The 19,964-nt window shown below is 67.3% G+C and carries 23 protein-coding genes; 17 read left to right on the forward strand and 6 right to left on the reverse strand.

Annotation, left to right across the window (positions count from 1 at the left end; genetic code table 11):
- Positions 1-508: 508 nt before the first annotated feature.
- Both ACZ7KI_RS39725 and ACZ7KI_RS39730 read right to left on the reverse strand, forming a co-directional pair.
- A complete protein-coding gene (locus tag ACZ7KI_RS39725) occupies positions 509-1,465 on the reverse strand; it encodes a glycoside hydrolase family 6 protein (protein ID WP_470278161.1) in 957 nt (318 codons plus the stop codon).
- Between the two features lie 113 nt (positions 1,466-1,578).
- On the reverse strand, positions 1,579-2,244 hold the full coding sequence (locus ACZ7KI_RS39730; RefSeq protein WP_470278162.1) for a C39 family peptidase: 666 nt from the start codon (positions 2,242-2,244) through the stop codon (positions 1,579-1,581).
- Between the two features lie 164 nt (positions 2,245-2,408).
- Between ACZ7KI_RS39730 and ACZ7KI_RS39735 the strand changes: the two genes are divergently transcribed.
- Together ACZ7KI_RS39735 and ACZ7KI_RS39740 are read left to right on the forward strand one after the other, a co-directional pair.
- Positions 2,409-3,050, forward strand: a complete 642-nt coding sequence (locus tag ACZ7KI_RS39735; RefSeq protein WP_470278163.1) for an RNA polymerase sigma factor — start codon at positions 2,409-2,411, stop codon at positions 3,048-3,050.
- On the forward strand, positions 3,037-4,188 hold the full coding sequence (locus ACZ7KI_RS39740; protein WP_470278164.1) for a CU044_5270 family protein: 1,152 nt from the start codon (positions 3,037-3,039) through the stop codon (positions 4,186-4,188). The genes ACZ7KI_RS39735 and ACZ7KI_RS39740 overlap by 14 nt, the downstream gene beginning before the upstream one ends.
- Here ACZ7KI_RS39740 and radA read toward each other — a convergent pair.
- A complete protein-coding gene (gene radA / locus ACZ7KI_RS39745) occupies positions 4,185-5,543 on the reverse strand; it encodes a DNA repair protein RadA (RefSeq protein ID WP_465465159.1) in 1,359 nt (452 codons plus the stop codon). The genes ACZ7KI_RS39740 and radA overlap by 4 nt on opposite strands.
- Before the next feature lie 114 nt (positions 5,544-5,657).
- On the reverse strand, positions 5,658-6,380 hold the full coding sequence (locus tag ACZ7KI_RS39750; protein WP_470278165.1) for a copper chaperone PCu(A)C domain-containing protein: 723 nt from the start codon (positions 6,378-6,380) through the stop codon (positions 5,658-5,660).
- A gap of 297 nt (positions 6,381-6,677) precedes the next feature.
- Here ACZ7KI_RS39750 and ACZ7KI_RS39755 point away from each other — a divergent pair, with 297 nt between their 5' ends.
- The 10 genes from ACZ7KI_RS39755 (at position 6,678) to ACZ7KI_RS39800 (ending at position 14,299) form a co-directional block, all read left to right on the forward strand.
- Positions 6,678-7,169 carry a CarD family transcriptional regulator gene (locus ACZ7KI_RS39755; protein ID WP_005165253.1) on the forward strand — a complete coding sequence of 164 codons (492 nt, stop codon included), beginning with the start codon at positions 6,678-6,680 and terminating at the stop codon, positions 7,167-7,169.
- Positions 7,170-7,228: 59 nt separating this feature from the next.
- Positions 7,229-7,876, forward strand: a complete 648-nt coding sequence (locus ACZ7KI_RS39760; RefSeq protein ID WP_470278166.1) for an IspD/TarI family cytidylyltransferase — start codon at positions 7,229-7,231, stop codon at positions 7,874-7,876.
- Positions 7,873-8,343: a 2-C-methyl-D-erythritol 2,4-cyclodiphosphate synthase gene (gene ispF / locus ACZ7KI_RS39765; RefSeq protein ID WP_034310203.1), complete on the forward strand. Its 471-nt coding sequence runs from the start codon at positions 7,873-7,875 to the stop codon at positions 8,341-8,343. Before ACZ7KI_RS39760 ends, ispF begins: the two co-directional genes overlap by 4 nt.
- 29 nt (positions 8,344-8,372) lie before the next feature.
- The gene (locus ACZ7KI_RS39770; RefSeq protein WP_470278167.1) at positions 8,373-8,768 is read left to right on the forward strand and encodes a PPOX class F420-dependent oxidoreductase; all 396 of its coding nucleotides are present in this window, start codon (positions 8,373-8,375) and stop codon (positions 8,766-8,768) included.
- A gap of 13 nt (positions 8,769-8,781) precedes the next feature.
- Positions 8,782-9,177, forward strand: a complete 396-nt coding sequence (locus tag ACZ7KI_RS39775; RefSeq protein ID WP_470278168.1) for a PPOX class F420-dependent oxidoreductase — start codon at positions 8,782-8,784, stop codon at positions 9,175-9,177.
- Between the two features lie 115 nt (positions 9,178-9,292).
- Positions 9,293-9,979 (forward strand): HAD family hydrolase, encoded by a 687-nt coding sequence (locus ACZ7KI_RS39780; protein ID WP_470278169.1) that lies wholly within the window; start codon positions 9,293-9,295, stop codon positions 9,977-9,979.
- A 46-nt stretch (positions 9,980-10,025) separates the two neighbouring features.
- The gene (gene cysS, locus ACZ7KI_RS39785; RefSeq protein ID WP_470278170.1) at positions 10,026-11,417 is read left to right on the forward strand and encodes a cysteine--tRNA ligase; all 1,392 of its coding nucleotides are present in this window, start codon (positions 10,026-10,028) and stop codon (positions 11,415-11,417) included.
- Positions 11,418-11,452: 35 nt separating this feature from the next.
- Complete coding sequence (rlmB, locus tag ACZ7KI_RS39790) at positions 11,453-12,409, forward strand: 23S rRNA (guanosine(2251)-2'-O)-methyltransferase RlmB (protein ID WP_470278171.1); 957 nt, start codon at positions 11,453-11,455, stop codon at positions 12,407-12,409.
- An 86-nt stretch (positions 12,410-12,495) separates the two neighbouring features.
- A complete protein-coding gene (locus tag ACZ7KI_RS39795) occupies positions 12,496-13,929 on the forward strand; it encodes an MBOAT family O-acyltransferase (protein WP_470278172.1) in 1,434 nt (477 codons plus the stop codon).
- Positions 13,930-13,942: 13 nt separating this feature from the next.
- Entirely contained in the window at positions 13,943-14,299 is a 357-nt protein-coding gene (locus tag ACZ7KI_RS39800; RefSeq protein ID WP_470278173.1) for a hypothetical protein, read from the forward strand.
- Between the two features lie 380 nt (positions 14,300-14,679).
- Here the strand turns inward: ACZ7KI_RS39800 and ACZ7KI_RS39805 are convergent, their stop codons facing one another.
- Positions 14,680-15,438, reverse strand: coding sequence for an alpha/beta fold hydrolase (locus ACZ7KI_RS39805; RefSeq protein ID WP_470278174.1), 759 nt, complete (start codon positions 15,436-15,438; stop codon positions 14,680-14,682).
- A gap of 87 nt (positions 15,439-15,525) precedes the next feature.
- Between ACZ7KI_RS39805 and ACZ7KI_RS39810 the strand changes: the two genes are divergently transcribed.
- The 5 genes from ACZ7KI_RS39810 to ACZ7KI_RS39830 all read left to right on the forward strand — a co-directional run bounded on the left by ACZ7KI_RS39810 (position 15,526) and on the right by ACZ7KI_RS39830 (position 19,315).
- Positions 15,526-16,089, forward strand: coding sequence for a TetR/AcrR family transcriptional regulator (locus tag ACZ7KI_RS39810; protein WP_470278175.1), 564 nt, complete (start codon positions 15,526-15,528; stop codon positions 16,087-16,089).
- A gap of 8 nt (positions 16,090-16,097) precedes the next feature.
- Complete coding sequence (locus ACZ7KI_RS39815; RefSeq protein ID WP_470278176.1) at positions 16,098-16,685, forward strand: transglutaminase-like domain-containing protein; 588 nt, start codon at positions 16,098-16,100, stop codon at positions 16,683-16,685.
- A 149-nt stretch (positions 16,686-16,834) separates the two neighbouring features.
- A complete protein-coding gene (locus tag ACZ7KI_RS39820; RefSeq protein ID WP_470278177.1) occupies positions 16,835-17,881 on the forward strand; it encodes a hypothetical protein in 1,047 nt (348 codons plus the stop codon).
- Between the two features lie 40 nt (positions 17,882-17,921).
- Complete coding sequence (locus ACZ7KI_RS39825; protein WP_061989289.1) at positions 17,922-18,560, forward strand: hypothetical protein; 639 nt, start codon at positions 17,922-17,924, stop codon at positions 18,558-18,560.
- 62 nt (positions 18,561-18,622) lie between these two features.
- Positions 18,623-19,315: an HD domain-containing protein gene (locus ACZ7KI_RS39830; protein ID WP_470278178.1), complete on the forward strand. Its 693-nt coding sequence runs from the start codon at positions 18,623-18,625 to the stop codon at positions 19,313-19,315.
- Here the strand turns inward: ACZ7KI_RS39830 and ACZ7KI_RS39835 are convergent.
- Positions 19,312-19,962, reverse strand: coding sequence for a class II aldolase/adducin family protein (locus tag ACZ7KI_RS39835; protein ID WP_470278199.1), 651 nt, complete (start codon positions 19,960-19,962; stop codon positions 19,312-19,314). The two genes, ACZ7KI_RS39830 and ACZ7KI_RS39835, sit on opposite strands and share 4 nt — an antisense overlap.
- Positions 19,963-19,964: the final 2 nt, after the last annotated feature.

Here is a 19,964-nt window from a genome sequence, read left to right on the forward strand (position 1 = left end):
CCAACCCGACCACGTGAAAGCCTTCTTCGGCAAGGAAGAAGTCCGCTACGCCGCAGACTGACCACGCCACATTTGCCTTACGGATCAATAACCCTCATTAACACTCACGACCCCACGCGGAAACGTATATAGCGGCATCAATCAGACAGTCGATCGGCCGGCGGTGTCCCTTGTGGACACTGAAGCCCCACTGGCACCGAGAATCAGGCCCTGCCCCACCTCGGCTCGACCTTGATCAACGGAAGATCAGGGACGTTGAGTGTCCCTGACCCTCCGTTGATCAAGCTCCACGACCGGCACATGCAGCCCCGCGACAGTGCAGGAATAGTCGCCTGACCTGCAAGACCGCGACTTTGCCGGGACCCTGCCCTGAAGGTAGGCAAGGAGGCCTTCACGGACCAGGAAATGGAGGCGTCGCGCCGGCTGCTGTCCAAGGGGTCGTGACACTCGCCTTCTCGGGAGAACGAGGCCACAGACGAACAACCGGCGCGACGGGCTTGTGGTGGGGTCAGGTCCCGCTGATCAGGCGCAGGGCCAGGTCGGGGCTGAACTGACCGGCTTCCACGTTCGGCGCGATCCCGCATTTGCCGTCGGAGTCGCCGGGCACCTTGACCCAGAGCAGCATCTCGGCGCCGCCGCCGGTCTGCGAGGTCGCCCCGAGCTTGCGTCCGGCCGGGTTGCACCACTCCGAGCCGAGCGGGCCGTTGCCGTTGCGGCTCGTGTCGATGACGAACGGCTTGGTGTAGCCGTACTTGCTCGACAGCGCCGCGCTGACGGCCTTGCCGTAGTTCGCCGAGTCGGTGGTGGTCTTGTAGTTCGACACGTTGATCGCGAGACCGCGGATCGACTTCACGCCGACGGCGTTGAGCCGGTCGGCCATGGTGGCGGCGGGAATCCAGGTCGAGTTGCCACCGTCCATGTAGGCCCAGGTGTTCGGGGCCTTCGCGGCGAACTGCTCCGCGGCGAACTTGAGCAGGTCGAGGCGGGTCTGGCGCTCACCGGTCGGCAGGCAGTCGAGCTGGGCCAGTGCGTCCGGTTCGATGACGACGACCGCGGGCTTGCCGCCGATGCCGTCGGCGAAGTTCGAGATCCAGGTCCGGTACGCGTCCGGGCTGCCGGCGCCGCCGCCGGAGTGACCGCCGCAGTCGCGGCCGGGAATGTTGTAGGCGACCAGGATCGGCAGCTTGTCCGCCACGTCGGCGGCATAGGTGTAGCCGTCGACCGCGGTCTTGATGTTCCCGCTCCAGTTGCCGAACCAGCGCGCGCCCGCCTTGGTGGAGATGGCGGCCTTGATCTTGTCTGCGGTGCTGCCCGGGTGGTCCCTCACCCAGACGGCGGGGTTGGAGTTCGGGTCGGTGTAGAAGCCGTTGGTCTTCTCAAGGGGGTTGCCGTCGGCGGCTTGTGCCGGCGCGGCGATGAGGGCCAGCATCGTGGCGGCCAGCAGACCGAGCGTCTTGATGCGCATATCGCCAGTTTCGTCCCTTCCCGTACAAGATTCGTACAACCCGCGTTTAGTCCTCTAAATGCGGTAGTTGCGCGTGGCAACTACCGCAAGTAGAGGACTAAACGCATCCAGGGTCAGGCCGAGTAGCCCTTCGGCGGGATCAGGGTGGCGAGCTGGTTGAAGGTGAGCCAGTAGATCTGGTTACCGCCGAAGTTGGCCGGGTCGGCGATCTTCACGGTCATGTTGTCGGCGTTGTAGCCGATGATCGTGAAGTAGTGGTAGATCGTGTAGTTCGGGTAGCCCGGCGGGTGGTTGTTCGCCGGGGCGACGATGTTCGCGACGATCGCGTAGCCGTTGTTGACGTCCAGCACGATGTCGCGCCACAGGAGGTCACGCTGCGCCTGGGTCGGCGGGTCGTTGGGCATCTCCTTGGTCTCGTACCAGCCGCCCCCGATGTGGTTGTTGAGGACGCGGGTGACCTGTCCGATCCAGTCGGTGCCGTTGGTGCTGGTCGGCAGCTCGTTCGCGAGCTGCTGCTGGCTCGGCGGGTTGCCGTTCTTGGCCGAGATCGCGATCCGGGTGGCCGCCGGGCCGCACCAGTAGCCGGTCTCCTGGATCTGATACTGGATGTTGAGCTCCGCGGCCGCCCTGACGCCCTCGACCTTGGCGGGCGCGGGCATCGATTTCACGAAGTCGGGCGCGGGCACGACATAGTCTTCTTGAGCGACGGCCATCGCCGGCGCGGTGATCAGTGCGGACACCGCGAGCGCGGCGACGACCGCCGTCCTGAGTCGACGCATGAGATTCCTTCCCCAGTTCGGATATTCGTTGGTGAATATCCGATAGGGCGATCTTCGCGTTCCGGGCCCCGCTTGTCTGCCCCCTCACCTGGGCATTCCCCGATCAGCGCACGACGAAAGTAGGGTTGCGTGAACGCTCGAGGGGTCATCGGGCAAGAGCGATCGTGCAGGTGATGAAAAAGGATCACGAGCAGCCCGGCTCGCGGGGGCCGGACCGGCCGGATCTCGGCGGTCCCGACCCCGCTCCCGTCTTCGGCATGCTCTTCGACGCCCACGCGGCCCCGCTGCAGCGCTATCTCGCGCGCCGCGTCGGCGTCGAAACCGCGCACGACCTCGTCGCCGAGACCTTCCTCGTGGCGCTTCGGCGGCGGGAGACCTACCGCCCGGAGGCCGGGACCGCACGAGCCTGGCTGTACGGCATCGCGACGAATCTGCTGCGGCACCACGTCCGCACCGAGACCCGCGCGCTCAACGCGACGGCCCGGCTCGCGGCCGCCGAGCGGAGCGTCTCGGCCGGGCACGACGGCCGCGTCGCCGAACGGGTCGACGCGCAGTTCCGCGCGGCACAGCTGGCGGGCGCGCTGGCCGGCTTGAGCGTGGCGGACCGCGACACCCTGCTCCTGGTCTCCTGGGCTGGCCTGGAGCCCGGCGAAGTCGCCGAGGCGTTGGGCATTCCCGCCGGAACGGTCAGATCCCGGCTTCACCGGATCAGAAGATGGTTGCGCGCCAACGCACCGGAGATCACAGCAGAGTCCACAAAGGACGATTCGAACGAAGAAGGGATACCCGGACGTGGACGGCGGTAGCATCAGGAAGGTGTGGTCCGACGCCGAACTCGACGAAGCGCTGGCCGACCTCCACGCCGGACCGGAAACCCGGCAGGACGAACTGACCCGCGCCAGGGCGGCGCTCCTTCGCGCGGCCGGGGACGTCGAGGACGAGCTCCTCCCCGTCTCCGTGTCACCGGCGAGGAAACGACCGGGCTCGTGGCGCTGGATCGCGGCCGCGGCCGCCGCCGCGCTGGTGTCCGGCGGGGTGATCGTCGCGACGAACGTCTTGGCAGGCGACAACGGCCAGGACACCGCGGCTCACTCGACCCTCGCCCCTGGCGACGCCGCGCTCGACGCCCTCCACGGCGACGACTTCCCGCTCCGGGGAGGCCAGTACCGGCTCGTCACGGAGTCCACCTGGACCACCCATGTCACCAAGACCGGGCTCGTCTACCAGACCCACGAGATCCTCGAACGCTGGCTGCCGTTCCACACCCGGGCTCCTGCCAAGATCCGGTTCACCGGCACCGGCGAGATCCGCTGGATCAAGGGCGACTACCAGTCGGCGATGACCTTGGGAGAGGCGCTTCCCGGCCCCTCGACCCAGATCAGCACGGAGCAGGCCCCGCCGCCGCGAACCACCACCACGTCCCCGCCGCCACCCCGTGCCACGACCTCCGAGCCGCCACCGCCACCGCTTTCGACCCGGCGCCAACTGCCGTCCGAAAGCGATTGGACGGCTCCCACCACGGAGTTCCTCGCCGGACTGCCGACCGACCCGGTGAAGCTGTCCGAACGGCTCCGCGACGACAGCCTCTGGCCGGACGGGCGCTCACCGGAACGACCGAACTCGCCGCCTGAGATGTTCGAGATGGCCTACAACGTCCTCCGCTCATCGCAGGGCTTCGGCGCGCTCCGGGTGGCGCTGTGCAAAGCGCTCGCGAGCATGCCCGGTATCACCGCGGAGGCCGTGGCCACTCCCGACGGACGGCCCGCGTTGTCCTACTCGGTCGCGCTGCCGGACCAGACGCGCACGTTCATCGTCGACCGGGCGACGGCTGCCGTCGTCAGGAACCGCGCCGTTCGCTCCTCCGGCGACAACGAGGGCTGGCCGGGGCTGACCCTGTTCGACTCGACGATCTCGGTCGCGATCACCGACCAGAGCGGCCCCTAACGGGCGTGTTTGGCGGCGTTGAGCGCGCTTCCGACGTCGGCCACTTCGAGTACCCGGATCCCCGGCGGGATCTTGCCGGAATCCGGCGGCACCAGCGCGTAGGTGTAGCCGAGCCGGGCGGCCTCCGCGAGCCGCCGCGTGACACTCGGCACCCGCCGGACCTCACCGGAGAGCCCGACCTCGCCCATCGCGACGAGTTTGGGCGAAAGCGGGGTGTCCCTCGCCGACGAGATCAGGGCGAGCACCACCGCCAGGTCGATCCCCGGCTCGGTGATCTTCATGCCGCCGACCGTCGCGACGTAGACGTCCTTGTCGCCGACCTTGATGTTGGCCCGCTTCTCGACCACGGCCAGCACCATCGCGACCCGCGCCGAGTCGAGGCCGCTCACCGCGCGCCGGGGCTGCGGCGACTGGGTCGCCGACACGAGCGCCTGCACCTCCCCCAGCAGCGGCCGCTTGCCCTCCATGGTCACCGTGACGGCGGTGCCCGCGACCGGCTCGGCGGTGTGACTCAGGAACAGTCCGGACGGATCGGGCACGCCCACGATGCCCTCTTCGACCAGTTCGAAGCAGCCGATCTCGTCGGCGGCGCCGAAGCGGTTCTTGATCCCGCGCAGCATCCGCAGCGTCGAATGTTTGTCGCCCTCGAACTGCAGGACGACGTCGACCAGATGCTCCAGCACCCGTGGCCCGGCGACCGAGCCGTCCTTCGTCACGTGACCGACCAGCACGATCGGCAACCCGCGCTCCTTGGCCAGCGCGACCAGCCCGGAGGTGACCGCCCGGACCTGGGTGACCCCACCTGGCGAGCCCTCAACCTGCGGCGACGCCATGGTCTGGACCGAGTCGACGATCAGGACGCCGGGTTTGACGGCGTCGACGTGGCCGAGGATCGCGGAAAGATCACTCTCGGCGGCGAGGAACATCTCGTCGTGGACGTTGCCGGTGCGCTCGGCCCGCAGCCGGACCTGTCCCGCCGACTCCTCACCGGTGACGTACAGCGCGCGGCCGGCGGTGGCCGCCCATTGGTAGGCGACCTCCAGCAGGAGCGTTGACTTGCCGACACCGGGCTCGCCGGCGAGCAGGATGACCGCGCCCGGCACGAATCCGCCGCCGAGCACCCGGTCGAGTTCGGAGACGCCGGTGGGTTTGGCGCGAGCCGTCTCGACGTCGACCTCGCCGATCGGGCGCGCCGGGGCACTGGGCGCTCCCGCCGCGACCCTGGCTATCGCGGGACGGGCGGTACCGCGTTCCTCGATCGTTCCCCATGCCTGGCATTCCGGGCAGCGCCCGACCCACTTCGGCGCCTCGTACCCGCATTCACCGCAGCGGTAGGTACTGCCCTTCTTGACCACCCCGCGAGGCTAGCGGCCACCACCGACAAACCCCGGGACCGACGCAGATACGGGAAGGCCCCCTTCACGGCGCCTAGCGCAATGAAGGGGGCCTTCACGTACTTCCGAAAGACTTTAGTGCCCGCCGCCCTCGGCCTTGGGCTTCTCCGGCGCGGGCGCGCGGCTGCCCGGGTGCGACGGCGCCGCGACCGGGAGTTCCAGCGTGATCGAACCGGAGTTCTTGAAGACGAAGGTGACCTTGATGGTCTGGCCCGCCCACACCGGCTGCTTCAGGCCCTGCAGCACGACCGTGGCCTTGCCCACCTGATCCGGCGTGTTGGACGGCTCCGGGCCGACCGACGGCGTGACCGTCCCGGCGGCGCTCGACGACGGGGCGCCAGAGGAGGACGGGGCTCCCGAGGAGGAAGGGGCACCGGAGGACGGGGGCGCCGAGGAGGGGGCGCTCGTCGGAGCGGCCTCCGTGGTCGACTCGACCGCGTCGGACGGGCCGATCACGAGCGCGTGGCTCGAGACGATGGCCTTCGCTCCCGAGATCTTGGCGTCACCGGTGGCGGCGTCGGAGGTGACCGAGACGAGCTCGTCGTCCTGCTTGCCCTGGTTCACGATGGTCAGCGTCAGCGGCGCGGCGGCTCCGGCCGGGTACGCCTGCCCTTCCTCCGGGAACTGGAGCGCGGCGTTCCGCAGCACCAGCTCCTTCGCCTGCGCGTACGTCCCGTTGACCGCGGGCTGCTGCGAGTCGGTCTGGGTGATCTGACCAGCACCGCAGCCGGCGAGCACGAGCGCGGCGCCGAGCGCCAGCACACCTGCGCCGAACACGCGACGATTCTGCAGCCTCACGTCGGAGTCCTTCCATCTCACGGCCTCTTCACCGCGAAGACTAGCCGGGCGGCTTCGGAGGCGGAGAACCCGGTGCGTGTTGACACGCCACCAATGCGGTGACATGCCCAAGATCAACCGTCCACAAAGGATTTGGAAATCGTTCGCTTCTCACCTGCATGAGCATGGGCGAATTGAGTTTGTCAACCCCCGGGCGGACCACCGTCAGGCCGCTGACCTGCGACGACGATCGCGGGTCGCTAGGTGGGCCTCGTCGGCACGTGCTAAGATGAATTCAGCGAAAGGGGCAGAGGACACATGGTTTTCAAGGTCGGAGAGACCGTCGTCTACCCGCACCACGGTGCCGCACTCATCGAAGCCATCGAGACCCGCGTGATCAAGGGCGAGGAGAAGAAGTACCTCGTCCTCAAAGTCGCGCAAGGGGATCTTACGGTTCGCGTGCCCGCTGACAACGCCGAGATCGTCGGCGTTCGCGATGTCGTCGGGCAAGAAGGACTGGACAAGGTTTTCGACGTTCTGCGTGCTCCGCACACCGAAGAGCCCACTAACTGGTCTCGTCGGTACAAGGCCAACCTCGAGAAGCTCGCCTCCGGCGATGTGAACAAGGTGGCCGAAGTGGTGCGCGACCTCTGGCGGCGAGAGAAGGACCGCGGACTTTCAGCCGGCGAGAAGCGCATGCTGGCGAAGGCGCGGCAAATTCTGGTCAGCGAGCTCGCGCTCGCGGAGGGCACCGACGAGGACAAGGCTGAAGTCCTCCTCGACGAAGTTCTGGAAACCGCGGCAGTCTGAACCTGCGGGTATCCCGCGCCAGGTGAGGCTGCGGGGGATACCTCTACGATCGCGCACATATGAGCACCGTCCATATGAGCACGATCGTGTTCGTCACTGCCGTTCATCACCATGCCTCCGACGCGGAGCTCGCTCTGGCGCCGGTCAATGGTGAAGCACTACTCACGCACACCGTGCGGGGGCTGCTCACGCTGCCGGATCTCGATCTGGTCATCGTGGCGGCCCCCGAGCGGTGTGCTCAGTTGTTTTCGGCCGCTCTGCTCGACTTCCCGGAGCGTTGCCGGATAGTACCCGGCTCATCACTCCGCCATGTTTTCGACTCCGTCGAAAATGACATCGCCGGAAATCCCGTCTTTCTCGTGCACGACGCTTTGCGGGCTTTCACGCCGGTGGACACCGTCCGTGCCGTCGCGGACGCGGTCCGTGCGGGTTCGCCTTCGGTGGTTCCCGTACTGCCGATGGCCGACACCGTGAAGGTGACCGACGCGACAAAAGTGATCACGGGCACGGAAGACCGCGCCTATCTGCGCACGGCGCAAACCCCGCTCGGCTTCACTCGTGAGACTTTTCTCTCTTATGTCGACAAACCGTCCCTCGACGGCGCGCACACGATCGCCGGGCACCCCGACGCGATGCGGGTCACCAACTCGTTCGAAGTGAAACTGGCCGAGGCGATCGCTTCCGCCGGGAAAGAGGAAACCCTGTGAGGATCGGAAACGGCGTCGACGTCCACCCCGTCGAGGCAGGCCGCGAATGCTGGATCGCCGGTCTCCTCTGGCCCGGCGTCGACGGCTGCGCGGGGCATTCCGACGGTGACGTCGCGGCGCACGCGCTGTGCGACGCGCTGCTGTCCGCGGCCGGGCTCGGTGACCTCGGCGCGGTCTTCGGCACCGGCGATCCGCGATGGGCGGGCAAGCACGGCGTCGAGTTCCTCGCCGAGGCGCGGCGCCTGGTCGAGGCGGGCGGCTGGACCGTCGGTAACGCGACCGTCCAGATCGTGGGCAACGCGCCGCGCGTCGGGAAGCGTCGCGAAGAGGCGCAGAAGGTGCTGAGCGAGGCCGTCGGCGGACCGGTGAGCGTGTCCGGGACGACGACCGACGGACTCGGCCTGACCGGACGCGGGGAAGGGATCGCCGCGTTCGCGACGGCGTTGCTCCTGCCCTCGCAGGAATAGGGCCCGCCGGAGACCGGTTCTGTCCTGTCATGGCAGTCACACTTCCCGAACCGGTCCGCGAACTGGTGGACGGCAAGAACTTCGCGACCGTGGCCACGCTGGACGCCGACGGCGGCCCGCAGACCTCGGTCATCTGGGTGGGCCTCGACGACGGCGATCTGGTCTTCAGCGCAACCGAAGACCGGCTGAAGGTACGGAACCTGCGGCGCGATCCGCGCGCGAGCGTGTCCATCACCGACGCCGAGAACCCGTACCGGCACACGCAGCTGCGGGGCACGGTCACGATCACCCCGGACCCCGGCAGGGAACTGCCGAAGGCGTTGAGCCACAAGTACCTCGGCCAGGACCCGCCGCCGGAGGGCCCGGAGGTCGAGCGGGTGATCGTCCGACTGCGGGTGGACAGGATCGCCGGGAACGTTCGTTGATTAGGCTCTCGCCATGGGTGTGACTTTCAACGACGCGACCAAGAAACTCCTCGACGGTAACAACTTTCCCGTCCTCGCCACCATCAACGCCGACGGCTCCGCGCAGACGTCCGTGCTGTGGGCGAAGCGGGACGGTGACACGGTGATCTTCGCGACCGTCCGCGGCCGTCTCAAGGAGCGGAACATGGCCAGGGAGCCGCGGGTGTCCGTGTCGGTGTTCGACCAGGAGAACCCGTACGACTACGTCGAGATCCGCGGGACCGTGGAGATGACCGAAGAGGGCGGGCGCGAGCTGATCAACGAGCTCTCGCACAAGTATCTCGGCAAGGACTACCCCGAGGAGCCGGCGGACGTCGTCCGCGTGCTGGTCCGGATCACGCCGACCAAGATCACCGGCAACGCCGCCTGACCCTGGGGCGCGCGCCATGAAAGGACCTTTCCTTGCAAATTTTGCAAGGAAAGGTCCTTTCATCTCACACGCGGGGAGAGGCGAAGGACCCACGATCGTGGCTAATGTGGGGTTCGTGACCTTTCGCGCTGTGTTGTTCGACTTCTCCGGCACGATCTTCCGGCTCGAGCAGGACGAGACCTGGCTCGCCGACCTCACCGACCACGAGGGCGAGGCCCTCGACGTCGAGGCACAGACCGAACTGATGCGCCGGATGACCGCACCGGTCGGCCAGGTCGTCGATCTCGACGAGGAACATCTGCACGCCTGGCACAACCGCGACCGCGACCCGGTGCTGCACCGCAAGGTGTACCTCGAGGTCCTCAAGCAGTCCGGCGTCCCGCACGCCGACCAGGCCGTCTCGCTCTACACCCGGCTGATCGATCCCACCCAGTGGACGCCGTACCCGGACACCGAGACCGTCCTCAAGGGCGTCTCCGGCAAGGGCATGAAGCTCGGGGTGCTGAGCAACATCGCCTTCGACATCCGGCCGGCCTTCAGCCGACGGGGCTGGGACGCCTTCGTCGACGAGTTCATCCTGTCGTTCGAGGTCGGGGCCGTGAAGCCGGAGCCGGAGATCTTCCGCACGGCCGTCGAGCGGCTCGGCGTCGACCCGGCGGAAACGCTCATGGTCGGCGACAGCGACGAGGCCGACGGCGCCGCACGCGAGATCGGCTGCGCGTTCGCGCTGGTAGAGCCGCTGCCGACGACTGAGCGGCCGGACGCTCTCCTCAGCGCCCTGCGGGCCCATAACGTGCTGTAATACGGTCACTGCGACGCCGCTCACGCGGACCCCGTACCCTTTTAGGGTGGCACTACACCTCTATGACACCGCGACCCGGAGCGTGCGGGAATTCCACCCCGCCCGTAGCGGAACGGCGTCCATGTACGTGTGTGGTGCCACCGTGCAGGGCATCCCGCATATCGGCCATGTCCGCGGCGCGCTGAACTACGACGTCCTGCGCCGCTGGCTCGTCCACAGTGGACTCGACGTGCTGATGGTCCGCAACGTCACCGACATCGACGACAAGATCCTCACCAAGGCCGCCGACGCGGATCGTCCCTGGTGGGAGTGGGCGGCGACGCATGAGCGCGCCTTCGAGTCGGCGTACGAGTCGCTCGGCTGCCTTCCGCCTTCGATCGCCCCGCGGGCGACAGGGCATGTCACGCAGATGGTCGAGCTGATGCAGCGGCTGATCGACGGCGGGCACGCGTACGCCTCGGGCGGCGACGTGTACTTCTCGGTCAAGGCGTTCGACGGCTACGGCGACCTGTCCGGACAGAAGCTCGACGAGGTCCAGCAGGGCGAGAGCCTCGGCGAGGGCAAGCGCGACCCGCGCGACTTCACGCTGTGGAAGAGCGCGAAGCCGGGCGAGCCGTCGTGGCCGACGCCGTGGGGCCCCGGCCGTCCCGGCTGGCACCTCGAATGCTCGGCGATGGCGACGGCGTACCTCGGTGCCGAGTTCGACATCCACGGCGGCGGCGTCGACCTGGTCTTCCCGCACCACGAGAACGAGCGGGCTCAGTCCAACGCGGCGGGTGACCCGTTCGCGCGGTTCTGGCTGCACAACGCCTGGGTGACCTTGTCCGGCGAAAAGATGTCGAAGTCGCTGGGCAACACGGTCTCGATCCCGGAGATGCTCAAGAACTACCGGGCGCCCGAACTGCGGTACTACCTGGTCCAGCCGCATTACCGGTCGACGATCGAGTACTCCGACGGAGCACTCACCGAAGCCGCGCAGGGCTACCGGCGAATCGAGCAGTTCCTCCGCCGCACGGCGGGGATCGCCGGAACGGTCCACCTCGGCGAGATCCCGGTCGGGTTCGCCGCCGCGCTCGACGACGACCTGGCCACCCCCCAGGCATTCGCAGTGCTGCACAACACGGTCCGCGACGGTAACGCGGCCCTTGACGCAGCCGACAATTCCAAGGCACTCGAAATCGCCGCCTCCGTGCGCGCGATGGTCGACGTGCTCGGCCTCGACCCGCTCTCCGCGCGCTGGTCCGAGGCGGGCGGCAACGAAACGCCCACCCGGCAGGCGCTGTCCGAACTCGTGGAAGGGCTGCTCGCCGAACGGCAGCAGGCCCGCGCCGAGAAGGACTTCGCCCGCGCGGACGCCGCGCGTGACCGCCTCCAGCAGGCGGGCATCGTGGTGGAAGACACCCCGAACGGTCCACAGTGGACCGTCAAGGACGTCTGACACTTACTCGGTTTCTAGCTCAAGGATTCTCACTGATGGCAGGCAACTCCCGGCGCCAGGGCGCTATTCGCAAGCCCGGCACGAAGAAGGGTCAGGTCGTCGGTTCCGGCGGCCAGCGCCGGAAGGGCCTGGAAGGCAAGGGCCCGACCCCCAAGGCCGAGGACCGGCCAGGGCACAAGGCGTACCGCATGTCGAACGCCCGTGACCGCAAGGAACAGGCGCGGCAGAAGAAGGCCGACAAGCCGGAACTGATCGCCGGCCGCAACCCGGTCGTCGAGGCGCTGCGCGCCGACGTGCCGGCCACCGCGCTGTACGTCGCGGTGAACATCGAGATCGACGACCGCGTCAACGAGGCCGTCCGGCTCGCCGGCGACAAGGGCATCTCGATCCTCGAGATCCCGCGCGAGGAACTCGACCGCAAGACCAACCGGGCCATGCACCAGGGCCTCGGTCTGCAGGTGCCGCCGTTCGAGTATGCGCACCCCGGTGACCTGATGACGGCGGCGAAGGACTCGGGCAACACGCCGCTGTTCGTCGCGCTCGACGGCGTCACCGACCCGCGCAACCTCGGCGCGGTGATCCGCTCGGCCGCCGCGTTCGGCGCGCACGGCGTCCTGCTCCCGGAGCGGCGCAGCGCGGGCATGACCGCGGTCGCGTGGCGGACCTCCGCCGGCACCGCCGCCAAACTGCCGATCGCCGTCGCGACCAACCTCACCCGTCAGCTGAAGGCGTGGAAGGAAGACGGCATGATGGTCGTCGGCCTCGACGCGGACGGTTCGGTCGACATCGACAAACTGGATGTCGCGGCGGACCCGCTGGTCATCGTGCTCGGCTCGGAGGGCCGCGGCCTTTCCCGGCTGGTCAAGGAGACCTGCGACGCGACCGTGTCGATCCCGATGGCGGCCGGTGTCGAGTCGCTCAACGCGTCGGTCGCGGCGGGCGTGCTCCTGGCCGAGGTGGCGCGCCGCCGCCGCCTCGCGGGACGTGTCTGACCCCGCAGTTCGTCGACAAGGTGCGGGGCGCGCAGGCTAGGGTCACCAGCGGATAACGTGTAACCGCCCTGGGGGACCCCGCACCGATGTCGTTCATTTCGCCGCTGTTCCTGTGGTACTTCATGCCGGCGGTACTGCTCGCCGTCCTGGTGTGCCCGCGCAGCTGGCGCAACGGCATCGTCGCGGTCGGCAGCCTGATCTTCTACGCCACCGGCGCCGGGCCGTACACGCTGGTGCTGATCGGCTGCATGGTGGTCAACTTCCTGGCCGGGCCCGCATTGGAGCCGAACGCCTGGGACCTGCAGAACAAACGGCGCAAGCGGCTGCTGCTCGGCGTCATCGGCCTCAACGTCGGCATGCTGCTGATCTGGAAGTACGCGGGGTTCGCGACGCAGCAGATCGCGGCCGTGACGCATTGGTTCGGCGGCGGTTTCCCGGTGGCCGACCTGGTCATCCCGATCGGCATCTCGTTCTACACGTTCCACCACATCTCGTACGTGGTGGACATCTACCGCGGTGAACGCCGCGCGCTGCGCAATCCGGTGTCGTTCGCCGCGTACATCGCGATGTTCCCGCAGCTGGTCGCCGGGCCGATCGTGCGGTACCGCGAGATCGCCGACCAGCTGCCGCAACAGCGGTCACACCGCCTCGACGACATCGCGGCCGGGTTCCCGCGGTTCGCGCTCGGGCTGTGCAAGAAGACGATCATCGCGGACTCGCTCAGCCCGATGGTGGACGCGTGTTTCAACACCCCATCGGATCAGATGACCTTCGCGATCGCCTGGCTCGGCGCGATCGGATACACCCTTCAGCTGTTCTTCGACTTCTCCGGCTACTCCGACATGGCGATCGGGCTCGGCCGCATGCTCGGCTTCCGGCTCCCGGAGAACTTCGCGCGGCCGTACTCGTCGGTGACCATCACCGAGTTCTGGCGACGCTGGCATATGTCGCTGTCCCGCTGGTTCCGCGACTACGTCTACATCCCGCTGGGCGGCAACCGCACCGGCGCCGGGCATACGTACCGGAACCTGTGCATCGTGTTCGTGCTGACCGGGTTCTGGCACGGCGCGCAGTGGACGTTCCTGATCTGGGGCATCTACCACGGCGCGCTGCTGATCGTGGAACGCGCTTTCGGCTACGACGTCACCCCGAAGACCCAGGCCGCCCGCATCGGGCGCCGCGCGCTGACGCTCGTGCTCGTCGTCTTCGGGTGGGTGTTCTTCCGCGCCAAGGACCTGCCGCACGCACTCGGCATGATCGGGCACATGGTGCTGCCGGACTTCACCGGCCTCACCGACGTCGTCGAGGGCGCGGTGACCAACCAGCGGCTGATCATCCTGCTGTGCGCGCTCGCGATCGTGTTCCTGCCCGCGCATCCGGTGACCGGGCCGCTGCTGGAGTCCTCACGAAGCCGCCCGGCCACCGCGCTGCGGATCGGCGTGATGACCGTGGGGCTGGTGTACGCGGCCATCCTGATCGCGACCGGCACCTTCAGCCCGTTCCTGTACTACCAGTTCTGAGGGAGCCCGGAGAATGACCGAACCGACCGATCTGGCCACCCAGCCCGGCGTGATCCCGTACGTCGACAACCACACCGGCAAGCGACGATTGCTCACCATCGATGTACCGCCTGTCAGCATGAACGCGGTGCGCCTTTACGTGCCGTTGGCGAGTATCGACGGCAGGCAGTACGTGGTCTCGTGGGGTTCGATCACCTTCGAGATCCCCGCCGACCGGAACGTGCATGTCAGCGTGCATCTGCAGACCAACTACGCGTCCGGGCTGACCTCGACCCCGTACGCCTCGATCGTCCTGGCGCCGCACCCTGCGCCGGTCAGGCTGGCCACTCGATTCACCGACGCGGAGGGCTCGCTTTTGCCGGTCGGCTAGCGTGGGCGCATGACCGACGGCTGGAAGCGGGACCGGATCGGGTCGGCGCTGCGAGGCGAAAATCCGACCGTGCTGCGACGGCTGGACGCGGGCTTCGCGGTGATCGGCGATACGCAGTTCCTGCCGGGTTACTGTGTCCTGCTGACCGACACTCCCGGCGTCGGCCGGTTGACCGATCTGCCGCGGGCGCGACGGCTGGAGTTCTTGGCGGACATGGATTCGCTCGGTGAAGCAGTCGAAAAGGTGTGCGCTCGGCGCGATTCCGGCTTCCGTCGTGTGAACATGGAGATCCTCGGCAACACGGATCCCTTTCTGCACGCCCATGTCTGGCCGCGTTACGACTGGGAGCCGGCGGACGTGGTCGGGCGGCCCGTCTGGCTCTACCCGGTGGAAAACTGGGCGACGGCCTCGCTGGGCCCTGAGCACGACTCGCTGCGTTCCGAGCTGACCGTGGAGCTCGACAGGCTGCGTGCCGCGTCGAGCACCAGGCGCGAGAACTCCTGACCGCGCACCATCGGCAGGTAATGCCCCGCCTTCGGCACGGTGATGAGCCGTCCGTCGGCGCAGATGTCAAGGAACCGGCGCTCATGCCGCCTGAAGTGGTCGCGTGAGCCGTTGATGAGCCACGTCGGGCCCGGGTAGGTCCTGAGCTGGGCGAGCACGTCGAAGCCGGCGAAGGTCTTGGCGACGTCCGGGATCACCTCGGTCGCGATGCCGCCGTCGATCACGGCTTGGGCGAGTTCCGGCGGAAGCACACTCTCGAACTGCCATCGGCTGAGTCGCTCACCCTGGTCCGGCAATCGCATGAGCAAGCGGTGCGCGACGCGGAACGGTGTCTCCAGTGTCCTGCCGGGCAGGTAGGTCGAGCCCGCGACGACGAGGCCCGCGACGCGTTCCGGATATCGTGCCGCCGCGGCGATCGCGACGTAGCCGCCGAGGGAGTGCCCGACCACCAGCGCGGGTTCGTCGATGGCTTCGACGACCGCGTCCACCGCCGCGGCCAGAGTGAACCGCTCGCCGCGACGGGTGCCGTGGCCGGGGAGATCGACCGCTCTCGCGGGATGTCCGAGCAGTTCGAGCTGCTCAGCCCAGGCGGCGCGGCTGAGCCGGATGCCGTGGACGAAGACGACGGGGACCATGGACTACCTCCTGAATGCAACGCACCGTTGCGTTGCAAAGTACCCGCGTCCTCCACGCAACGCAACGGTGCGTTGTATTCTTCGCGGGTGAGCGTCCAGAACGGTCCCCGTAAGGCTGAGGCGATCTTCGCCGCCACTCTCGAACTGCTGGCCGAGCACGGTTACGACAAGCTCGCCATCGAGGCCGTCGCCGCCCGGTCCGGCGTCAACAAGACGACGCTGTACCGGTGGTGGCCGTCGAAGGACGCACTCCTGGCCGCCGCCCTGCGCGATTCGGGATTGTTCGCCGTCGACGTCCCCGACACCGGCAGCCTCCGCGGCGATCTCCTCGCGGTGGCAACACAAATCCACCGGTTGCTGACGTCGGAGCACACGGCGCCGGTCGTCACGGCGACGTTGACCGCGGGCCCCCGCCGCCCGGAACTCGGCGAGGTGTCACGAAGCTTCTTCGCTGACCGGATGGCGCGGGAAGAGCCGATCTTCGAACGCGCCGCCGCGAGAGGCGAACTACGCGACGGCGTCGAACCGGTCATGGTGATGGATCTGCTCGCGGGAGCGATCTGGTTCAGGCTGCTGCTACGCGGCGGCGAAGCCGGTCCGAAATTCCTCGAAGAGGCCGTCGACACCGTCCTGCACGGTGCCGGCGCATAATCCAGCGCATGGGAATCACGCTGGAGATCGAATCCGAGCGGCTCGAAGATTATCTCGTCGCCGACGCGGTCGTCGATCACGAGCATCCGCTGATCCGCGAAATGGCTGACGGACTGGTACCGACCGGCGGCACCGAGGTCGACGTGATTCGTTCGATGTTTCACTTCGTGCGCGACGACATCGCCCATACGGTGGACGCCGCCGATTCTCGCGTCACTCTTATGGCCTCGGAGGTTCTGCGCGAGCGGGTGGGCCTCTGCTACGCGAAGGCCCATCTGCTGGCCGCTTTGCTTCGCAGCCAGGGCATCCCTGCCGGGTTCTGCTATCAACGGATCGGCGTCCTGCACGGGCTCAACGGCGTGTACCTCGCTGGTCTGGACCGGTGGATCCGGCTCGACCCGAGGGGTAACAAAAATGGTGCGGACGCCCATTTTTACCTGGAAGATGAGCGGCTCGCGTGGACACTCGACCCCGCACGAGGCGAGATCGACTTCCCCACCGTGTACACCACACCGTCTTCGGCCGTTGTCGAAACACTCTCGTCGGCGACACCCGGTCCCGCGTGGTACGAAGGAATCCTTCCACACGCTCCGTGAGTGGTTTTTCCGTGATCCGGCGAAACCTCCGATGCGAAAGCGGTATCGCCGAGCGTCACGCTCGCTGTTGGGACCTTTCCCCCGAATTTCTTATTTCGACATTGTCACGATGCGCGTAGAGTAACTCCCCGCACTCGAACCGATACGCAATGCGTTCGTCCGTTCGAGTGCGGATCAAGGAGGTGACCCCCGTGCCCGCGGAAGCCGACCGGCTCCGCCGTACCCCACTGCAAGAGATCTTCTGGACCAGGACGAGTCTGCTGCTCACCGTACTGGTCGTCGTCGCGGGCCTCAGCCTGTGGATCTCCAGCATGATGGATCCCGGCGCCGGCAGAACGCTGCTCACTTCACTGGGCACCGGCACGCTAATCTCCGCGGTGGTCGGCTTCGGCCAGACCCTGATCACCGCCACCGCGTCACAACGCGCGATGGTGACCCCGGTGATCGAAGAGAGCCGCCGCGCGCTGGAAGCGCTCAGCGCCGAATACCGTTCGCTCAACAAGGAATTCTTCCCCACCCACGTCTTCGAGGCGACCACCGACCCGGATCCGTTGTTCAACCGGGTCATGACCGAAGACCTCGCCGTGACCCGGCACTACTTCTTCCGCGGCTTCTCCGGCAGGCATGCCGCGGCCCGATTGCTGTTGTCCCGCACCGAAAGGGAACTTCGCGTGGTCATCGCCGACCCACGCGACGAGGGCGCCATCAGCGGCAGGGCGCGGTATCTCCTGCGCAGCGAAGAAGCGGGCATGGACTACGAGACGATCCAAAAGCGGCTCGACGACGAGATCAGCATCGGCCTGGTCGGGCTGTTCCTGGCCCGCAGCCGGTGCTCGCTGGTGGACATCACCGTCGTCGCCGATCCGCCGCTGGACCGGCTCGAAGTCTTCGACGAGAGCGTTTGGGTGACCTTGTACAGCGACATCCGCGGCGCGACCACGCTGTATCCGCGAACGTTGCGGTTCAGCGAAGGTTCCTTCCTGTACAACAAGGAACGCTCGGAATTCCTGCGGGTGTCCCAATCCCGTTTCGGGCGGCACTTCCGCATCTCCACCTCGACGACGAGGGCGGATTTCCTGGCACTGTACGAAAAGATCACCGGCTCTCCCCTGTCCGAAGAGAACTTCCTGGACCTGGAAGCGAAATTCCACGCCTTCCGGAAGGAGTTCACCACACTCGCCGAGCTGAAACCCTGACGTCTCGGCGCCGAAGAGCACTAGAACTGAGGAGCTGAAGTTGCTCACTCGTTTGTCCCCCCTCACCCAGCTGGCCGCATTGCTCCGCACCACGGATCTTCCGCTGGCGCAGCATTGGCAAGTCGTCGACGAGATCTTCCGGGACTGGACCTCGAGACCGGATCTGCGCACCGATCTTCGGCGGCATCTGGATTCGCTGAGCCCGGACGAGGCGAGCGCGGTACTCGGACGATCCCGGGAAACGACCACCCACTTCGCCTGGTGCCTGCTCGACTCCCCGACGGATCCCTTTTCGATCTGGCTTCACGAGTACAAGGCACCGGAGGACTGGCGCGAAGGTTACGCCGACTCCGTGCACAACCACAGATATCACTTCTGTACCACGCTCCTCCGCGGTAACTATGTCCACGAGCGTTACTCGACCCTGCGAGATCAACTCTCCGGATTGATCACATCGGTTCGGTTACGACGTAGCACGCTGTGTCAGGCGGGGTCGGTAGGCGTCATGTACGCGGACGAGTTCCATCGGATTCCCGAAGCCACCGAAGGGACTATGACGTTTTTGGTGAAATCACGCCCCGTAAGCGAGTTCAGTCTTTCCTATGACCCGAAGACCGGAATCGGGCATCGTCACGTTCCGGTCGAGGTCCGATTGGGGGACCTGGCCGCCCGCATCTAACTACACACCGCCGCCGAAGGCGCATACCATTACTCCACCCGTAAGCGGGATCGGAGAGGTGTATGCGCGCGCGAAAGAGCACGATTCCTTCCCAGACCATTGACGCCGTCGAGCAACGCGTCCGGCAACTGTGCTGGAGATATGCGGACAAACTGCAGTTCCACGGCTGGCACCACGTGAGTTTCGTCCGGGCGAAGGCCGCGGGATTCGCCGAACACAACGGTGCCGATCGCACCGTCGTCGAGGTGGCGGCCCTGGTGCACGACGTGAACTACATCGTGCTCCGGAACTCCCCCGCGGCCGCCGGGCGAGACCTCCGGATGGGCATCCTGCAGGAGTGCGGTGTCGAGGACACCGTGGCGCGGTGGATCGACGACATCGTCGACGAGGCCGAAATGGCCACCCGCGGCCGTCACATCTCGCTGGAGGCGCAGGCGTTGAGCGACGCCGACACGCTGTTCAAGGCGCTGCCGGTGACGCCCGTCGTGCTCGCTCACCGCTACCTGCGGGAGAACGGACTGAGCCTGCGCGAACTGGCGCACAAGATCGTCGGCGAGCAGCGGGACGTCCACGACAGTGGCTACTACTTCTACAACCCGAAGGCCGCGGAGACCTACTCCCGCTGGGCGCTGGCGAATCTTCAGCTGTGGCAATGCATCAAGGAAGCCGTCGACGATCCGACGGTCGTCGAACTCCTCGACGCGGTGCACGCCGTGGACGGCATGGACTTCGAAGCGGAACCGGCGGCCTCCTAACGCTGTCCGTAGCCGCGGAGTTTCTCCACGACGTGCTCGATCTCGGCAGGCGGGAGCAGGTTCGGTGTTCCCGCCGCCCGCGCCGTCAGCCAGACCTGGCAGACCCATTCGAGCTGCTGGGCCCGGCTGTACGCGGAGCCGAGGCCGTCGCCGAAGGTGATCGTGCCGTGGTTGGCCAGCAGGCAGCCTCGGCGGCCTTCCAAGGCCTCCAGCATGGCCTTGGCGAGCTCTTCGGTGCCGTACGTCGCGTAGGACGCGACGCGGGCAGTCGGGCCGATCGCGGCGAGCATGTAGTGGATCGGCGGCACCTCGTCGACGAGGGTGGAGACGGCCGTGGCGTGCACGGAATGGGTGTGGATCACGGCGGAGACAGCCTTACCGTCCGGGTCCGCCGCTTCCCGGTACACGGTGAGGTGCATCGGGAGTTCGCTGGTCGGTTTGAGCGAGCCGTCGACGACCTCGCCGTCGAGGCGGACCACCGGCACGTCTTCCGGCCGGAGCCCGGCGTAGTCGACCCCGGTCGGGGTCACCGCGACCAGATCGCCCTGCCTCGCGGAGACGTTGCCGGACGTGCCGACCACGAGTCCGTCCGTGGTCATCCGGCGGGCGAATTCACAGACCGCCGCGCGTTCTTCGGCCAGGATCACCG

It is taken from the genome of Amycolatopsis sp. NPDC039088 (assembly GCF_055598845.1).

What these genes read in the sequence shown, in the direction of transcription:
- ACZ7KI_RS39725 (WP_470278161.1), bottom strand. Translation starts at nt 1,465, where the DNA reads ATGCGCATCAAGACGCTCGGTCTGCTGGCCGCCACGATGCTGGCCCTC.
- ACZ7KI_RS39730 (WP_470278162.1), bottom strand. Translation starts at nt 2,244, where the DNA reads ATGCGTCGACTCAGGACGGCGGTCGTCGCCGCGCTCGCGGTGTCCGCA.
- ACZ7KI_RS39755 (WP_005165253.1), top strand. Translation starts at nt 6,678, where the DNA reads ATGGTTTTCAAGGTCGGAGAGACCGTCGTCTACCCGCACCACGGTGCC.
- ACZ7KI_RS39760 (WP_470278166.1), top strand. Translation starts at nt 7,229, where the DNA reads ATGAGCACCGTCCATATGAGCACGATCGTGTTCGTCACTGCCGTTCAT.
- ACZ7KI_RS39770 (WP_470278167.1), top strand. Translation starts at nt 8,373, where the DNA reads ATGGCAGTCACACTTCCCGAACCGGTCCGCGAACTGGTGGACGGCAAG.
- ACZ7KI_RS39775 (WP_470278168.1), top strand. Translation starts at nt 8,782, where the DNA reads ATGGGTGTGACTTTCAACGACGCGACCAAGAAACTCCTCGACGGTAAC.
- rlmB (WP_470278171.1), top strand. Translation starts at nt 11,453, where the DNA reads ATGGCAGGCAACTCCCGGCGCCAGGGCGCTATTCGCAAGCCCGGCACG.
- ACZ7KI_RS39795 (WP_470278172.1), top strand. Translation starts at nt 12,496, where the DNA reads ATGTCGTTCATTTCGCCGCTGTTCCTGTGGTACTTCATGCCGGCGGTA.
- ACZ7KI_RS39800 (WP_470278173.1), top strand. Translation starts at nt 13,943, where the DNA reads ATGACCGAACCGACCGATCTGGCCACCCAGCCCGGCGTGATCCCGTAC.
- ACZ7KI_RS39805 (WP_470278174.1), bottom strand. Translation starts at nt 15,438, where the DNA reads ATGGTCCCCGTCGTCTTCGTCCACGGCATCCGGCTCAGCCGCGCCGCC.
- ACZ7KI_RS39815 (WP_470278176.1), top strand. Translation starts at nt 16,098, where the DNA reads ATGGGAATCACGCTGGAGATCGAATCCGAGCGGCTCGAAGATTATCTC.
- ACZ7KI_RS39820 (WP_470278177.1), top strand. Translation starts at nt 16,835, where the DNA reads ATGCGTTCGTCCGTTCGAGTGCGGATCAAGGAGGTGACCCCCGTGCCC.
- ACZ7KI_RS39830 (WP_470278178.1), top strand. Translation starts at nt 18,623, where the DNA reads ATGCGCGCGCGAAAGAGCACGATTCCTTCCCAGACCATTGACGCCGTC.